We start from the raw sequence: 5,794 nt of genomic DNA, 5'->3' as shown, positions 1-5,794 counted from the left end.
AACTAATTTATAAATCTGTCTTTCTTAATACAAACTTACCATTGAGCGGTATGTTTGAGCTCATTTTCTGTGATTTTTCGCGGCGGCGAAACCGCCGCGAAAAATCACAGAAAATAGCGAGTAGCAAAAGCAGGTTCCCGGCTCCTAAAAAAAGTATATAAAGAAATTGAGACAGGAATTTTAGAAAACTTTTTATTGGGATCTTTTTACTTAGAACTTTTTTACTATCTTTGCACACTTAAATATTAAATCGGGACGAGTTCCCTTAAAATTCAAACATTATGTCAGTAAAAATCAGATTACAAAGACACGGATCAAAAGGTAGACCTTTTTTTCACATCGTAGTTGCAGATGCAAGAGCTAGAAGAGATGGTAGATTCATCGAAAAATTAGGTACTTACAACCCAATTACTAACCCTGCTACAATAGATTTAAATGTTGATTCTGCTGTAAAGTGGTTAAACAACGGAGCTCAGCCAACTGATACGGCTAAAGCTATTCTTTCTTACAAAGGAGTTCTTTACAAAAAACACTTACAAGGTGGTGTTGCTAAAGGTGCTTTTGATGAGGCTGAAGCTGAAAAAAGATTCAACGCTTGGGTTGAAGCTAAAGAATCTAAAGTACAAGGTAAAGTAGAAGGTTTGGCAACTGCTAAAGCTGACGCTAAAAAAGCTGCTCTTGATGCTGAAACTAAAGTAAAAGAAGCTAGACTTGCTGCTGCTGCACAAGCTGAAGCTGATGCGAAAGCTGCTGAAGAAGCTGCAAACGCTCCTGCTGAAGAAGTTACAGAAGCTACAGAAGAACCAACTGCTGAAGCAGAAGGAACTGAAGAAACTCAGGCTTAATTCTTCTAAAAAGATACAAAGCAAAGGCACGATTTTTTCGTGTCTTTGTTGTTTAAAAACTGATTTTTAAAATTCTAACATCATTATGAAAAAAGAAGATTGCTATTTATTAGGAAAAATTACACGCAGACATGGGCTTGCCGGAAACGTAATCCTTAAACTGGATACAGACCAACCCGAGCTTTATAAAAAACTAGATTCTATTTTTGTAGAAATCAACGGTTTGTTGGTGCCTTTTTTTATTGAAAAATCTTCTTGGAGTAAACTGGATGCTCTGAATATTGCTTTTAAAAATTCTAATGAGGCTTTGGTAGACCAGTCTTTAGGTAAAAGTGTCTATCTTCCTTTGGCGAGTTTGCCTCAACTTACCGGAAAACAATTCTATTATCACGAAATCATCGGATATGAAATTTTTGATGAGCAGGATAATAGTTGTGGGATCATCAGATCGGTGAATGATCAGACGGCTCAGAATTACTTTATAACCAATTTAGATGGAAAAGAAGTGGTAATTCCGTTGATCAAAGACTGGATTCTTGAGGTAAATCGTGATGAGAGATTTATAAAAATGCAGCTTCCTGAAGGTTTGATTGATGTATTTTTGGTGCCTTCTAAAAAGGATGAGTAAATTTAAATACAAAATCTTTATATATGACATCTTTATTTTCTAAATGAAGATGTTTTTTTATTAAAATTGCTTAAACTTTTTATTTAACCACAAAAGATTTAGATATTTCTATGTAAAGTTAATGATTACAAAGAAAAAAGTACACAAAACCTTTAAAAATCCTTGATTTTTTATTCTCTTGAGAACTTTGAATTGTGGTTTAAAACAAACTTATTATTAACCTTAATTTTTGTATGATTAAGGTTTTAGTTTTTGTTTTAAATTTTCGATCTGGTCATACATTTTATTAAAAAACATTTTTCGTTCCCGGTTTCCCGAAGTATTCAGCGACTTTGAGTTTTTAATTTCATGCTCAAAATACACTAAAGTATCGCTGCAGGTGCTATCGTCATTGGTCATCATGTATCCAAACATATTAAAAGGAATAAAAAATGACGATTGATATTCATTTTTAAACAAAATATTATTGCTTAAAATTACTAAATCGTTGACGTAGAAATTAAAATCAGGATTGTGCTGTATTTTATGCTCAATATTTTGAATTACAGTTCTTACTTCTTCCAAAATAAGTATAATATCTTTATATTTTAAAAGCCCCATTTCTGAATAGAACGAGATCTGCATCAGAATACTCATAATTGTGGTGTCGTTCCAAACTTCGGTTACATTTTGATTTTCATATAGGTCTTTTAGCATTTCATTTTTTGGCGAATGATAGGGAAGGTCAAAGTCTTCAAAGGAACAGAGGAATTTGTCTTCGTTCAGCAGATTCATCCAAACATAAAATTTAAAACGAGAAAGAATAGTATCTGAGATCGTATAAAAAAACGGAATGTCTTTCGCGGAATAATAGACTTTCGACTGATTGACACTTTGAAAAACATCCAAAATCTTCAATGAACTTTCAAAAAAGTGGAGTAGATCTTCCTGAGTTTTTACCGGGCGTGTTCTTTTTACCACCAATTGATTTTCCGTTCCCAAAAACTGATCAAGGGAAATCTGATAGTACTTTGCTAATTCCAAAGCTTCTTCAAAACTAAACTTTGCTTTCATAGAAGTGCGTCTGTGAGCAGCATCATAACTGATATTGAGGATGTTGGCAATCTCGTCATTCAAAGATTTGTCACCAATTTTCTTTCTGATCTGCTTCAGTAATATTTCCTGATTCATTTCTTTTGCGATTTTCACAAATGTAGAAATTTATTTTAATTTTTTTTCGCATTCAGAAAAAGGGTTTTCAAAATTAGCTTTGAAGTATAATTTTAAAATAAATGTTATGAAAACGAACTTATTAGCAATAGCATTAGTGATGAGCTCATTGTATTTCGGACAAGACAGTCTGAAAATAAAATCAGCTTTGTTTACGGTAAATCCTCAAAAATTTACAGCAAAAAATACAACAGGAATCAATGTTGGGATTATGGATGATTATCTGAAGCAAAATATTTACGGAATAAATCTTCAGGCAAATCCGATAAGCTTGATATATCCTTTAATTCCTAAAGCTTTACCGGTTCCTTCTAAAGAATCATCAACAGTAACTGTAAGTGGATTACACTTTTCTACAGGCGGCATGGTAGACGGAGAAAAATTGAATGGACTTGGAATTTCTATTTATCATCATTGTAGGATTACCAATGGTGTTTCTGTGAATTTTTATAATAATACTTCAGCTACTTTAAATGGAGTTCATATTTCTGGGTTCGCTAATAATTCAATAAAAGGAAATGGTTTAAGCATGGCGTTTTTAGGAAATTATTCTGAAGATTTTGCAGGAATGCAAGTAGCGGCTTTTAACGAATCTAAAAAAATGAAAGGAATGCAAATCGGTTTAGTCAATAAATCTAAAGAAATGAAAGGTCTTCAGATAGGCTTTTGGAATGAAAATGAAAAAAGAAAATTACCTCTTCTCAACTGGAATTTTAAATCTAAAAAAGAAAAGTTATGAGAAGTGTACCTTATATATTAATAGCAATTCGTTTTCTTTTCGCGCCGATTATTTTCTTTTTAGCTTATGTAAAAGGCGAAGAGTCTCGATTTTTAATCTTAGCTTTAATGTTTATAGGATTGCTTACCGATATTTTTGATGGAATCATCGCTCGAAAAGTTGGAGTTTCATCAGAAAAATTACGGAGATTCGACAGTCAGGTTGATTTGATTTTTTGGCTTTCGCTTGGTTTTGCAGCTTATTTTTTAAACACGGAACTAATTAAAAAAGAATGGATAGGAATTGCTGTTATTTTCATTATGGAAGCACTTTGTTACATTATAAGTTGGTCAAAATTCGGCAAAGAAACCTGTACACATGCCTGGCTTTCAAAATTGTGGGGATTGAGTTTATTGATTGCTTTTACGTATTTAATAGGCTTTCAACAGGCGGGTTGGCCATTTTACACAACCGTAATTCTGGGATTTATTGCTCATGTAGATGTAATTTTGATTATTTTAATTCTTCCAAAATGGCAATACGACGTTCCAAGTGCTTTCCATGCATGGAAAATAAGAAAAGGAAAGCAGAGAAAGAAGTCTGTATTTTTTAATTGATATTGATTGTAAAACTCATTTTTAGATTTAATAATTGATTATTTTTTTTAAAAGACAGCGTAAACTTTAAGTTGCGTTGTTTTTTTGTAACTTTGCAGTCATTAATTTTTATACAAAAATTTATTAATCAACAAATGAAAAAGCAGACGATTAAAGAAGTCCTTGAGGGCTACAAGAAAGTATTACATCATGACATTACAGTTTACGGTTGGGTAAGAACATTCCGTGCAAATCGCTTTATTGCGCTAAATGATGGTTCTACGATTAATAATTTGCAAATTGTAGTTGATTTTGAAAATTTCGACCAAGAGTTAATCAGTAAAATCAGCACAGCTTCTTCTCTAAAGGTAATAGGAGAGGTGATAGAAAGCCAAGGAGCAGGTCAAGCAGTGGAAATTATCGCTAAAAAAATCATTATTTTAGGAGATAACTTTACCGAAGAAAGAGATAAAACGATTCTTCAACCCAAAAAACACTCTTTAGAAGTTTTAAGAGAACAGGCGCATTTAAGATTCAGAACCAATTTATTTGGAGCAGTTTTCAGAGTACGTCACGCCGTGAGTTTTGCAATTCACTCATTTTTTAACCAAAACCAATTTTTCTACATCAATACTCCAATTGTAACGGGAGCTGATGCAGAAGGAGCAGGTGAAATGTTCGGTGTAACCAACTTTGATTTAAATAATATTCCAAGAGATGAGCAAGGTGATATCGATTTTGCTCAGGATTTCTTTGGGAAGAAAACCAACTTAACGGTTTCCGGACAGCTTGAAGGGGAAACTGCAGCAATGGGATTGGGAAGAATTTATACTTTCGGACCAACTTTCCGTGCAGAAAACTCAAATACAACGCGTCACTTAGCAGAATTCTGGATGATTGAGCCTGAAGTTGCTTTCAATAATCTGGAAGATAATATCGATTTGGCAGAAGATTTCCTAAAATATGTAATAAAATATGTTTTAGATAACTGTAAAGACGATTTAGATTTCTTAGACAAACGTTTTGCTGAAGAACAAAAATCAAAACCGGAAAAAGAAAGAGCAAAAGAGGGCTTAATAGAAAAGCTTGAAAATGTAATTGCTAAGCGTTTCAAGAGAGTTTCTTATACTGAAGCAATTGAGATTTTATTAAATTCAAAAGAAAATAAGAAAGGAAAATTTGTTTATCCAATCGAAGAGTGGGGGGCAGACCTTCAGTCTGAGCACGAAAGATTCTTGGTAGAAAAGCATTTCGAATGTCCTGTTGTTCTTTTCGATTATCCAAAAGAAATCAAAGCATTCTACATGAAGCTGAACGACGACAACAAAACAGTTGCTGCGATGGATGTACTTTTCCCTGGAATTGGTGAAATCATCGGTGGATCTGAAAGAGAAGCAAGATTAGATGTTCTGAAAACAAAAATGACAGAAATGCATGTTGACGAACACGAGCTTTGGTGGTATTTAGATACCAGAAGATTCGGGTCAGTTCCTCACGCAGGTTTTGGTTTAGGCTTGGAAAGGTTAGTACTCTTCGTAACAGGAATGACCAACATCCGTGATGTGATTCCTTTTCCAAGAACTCCAAAGAACGCAGAATTTTAATCAACACTATATATTAAGAATGTCTCTGAAATTTTCAGGGACATTTTTATCATATATATATAAGCATACCTCCAACTATCAAACTCTCTCATTCTCCAACCCTCGAACTTTTTTTCAGGAGCTAAATCCGGCTTTCACTCCTCGCTTTTTTGCGCTTTGCTTTTTCTTTGCAGCAAAAAGAGCTCAAACAAGCC

General features: G+C 33.5%; 6 protein-coding genes. 5 read left to right on the top strand and 1 reads right to left on the bottom strand.

Features of this window, described 5'->3' with window-relative positions; all coding sequences use genetic code 11:
- Positions 1-281 precede the first annotated feature (281 nt).
- Together OEW74_RS19365 and rimM are read left to right on the top strand one after the other, a co-directional pair.
- Positions 282-845 carry a 30S ribosomal protein S16 gene (locus OEW74_RS19365; RefSeq protein WP_265430044.1) on the top strand — a complete coding sequence of 188 codons (564 nt, stop codon included), beginning with the start codon at positions 282-284 and terminating at the stop codon, positions 843-845.
- An 85-nt stretch (positions 846-930) separates the two neighbouring features.
- Entirely contained in the window at positions 931-1,473 is a 543-nt protein-coding gene (gene rimM / locus OEW74_RS19360) for a ribosome maturation factor RimM (RefSeq protein WP_265430043.1), read from the top strand.
- A 237-nt stretch (positions 1,474-1,710) separates the two neighbouring features.
- Here the strand turns inward: rimM and OEW74_RS19355 are convergent, their stop codons facing one another.
- Entirely contained in the window at positions 1,711-2,661 is a 951-nt protein-coding gene (locus OEW74_RS19355) for a helix-turn-helix domain-containing protein (RefSeq protein ID WP_265430042.1), read from the bottom strand.
- A gap of 88 nt (positions 2,662-2,749) precedes the next feature.
- On the opposite strand from OEW74_RS19355, the gene OEW74_RS19350 reads away from it, so the two are divergent.
- From OEW74_RS19350 to asnS, 3 genes are all read left to right on the top strand, one after another.
- Positions 2,750-3,421 (top strand): LA_2272 family surface repeat-containing protein, encoded by a 672-nt coding sequence (locus tag OEW74_RS19350; RefSeq protein WP_265430041.1) that lies wholly within the window; start codon positions 2,750-2,752, stop codon positions 3,419-3,421.
- Positions 3,418-4,017, top strand: a complete 600-nt coding sequence (locus OEW74_RS19345) for a CDP-alcohol phosphatidyltransferase family protein (RefSeq protein WP_265430040.1) — start codon at positions 3,418-3,420, stop codon at positions 4,015-4,017. The genes OEW74_RS19350 and OEW74_RS19345 overlap by 4 nt, the downstream gene beginning before the upstream one ends.
- A 134-nt stretch (positions 4,018-4,151) precedes the next feature.
- On the top strand, positions 4,152-5,600 hold the full coding sequence (asnS, locus tag OEW74_RS19340) for an asparagine--tRNA ligase (protein WP_265430039.1): 1,449 nt from the start codon (positions 4,152-4,154) through the stop codon (positions 5,598-5,600).
- Positions 5,601-5,794: the final 194 nt, after the last annotated feature.

Origin of the sequence: Chryseobacterium sp. YIM B08800 (assembly GCF_026163565.1) — a bacterium.
Lineage (GTDB): Bacteria > Bacteroidota > Bacteroidia > Flavobacteriales > Weeksellaceae > Chryseobacterium.
This window is presented reverse-complemented; position numbering and strand designations above follow the sequence as displayed.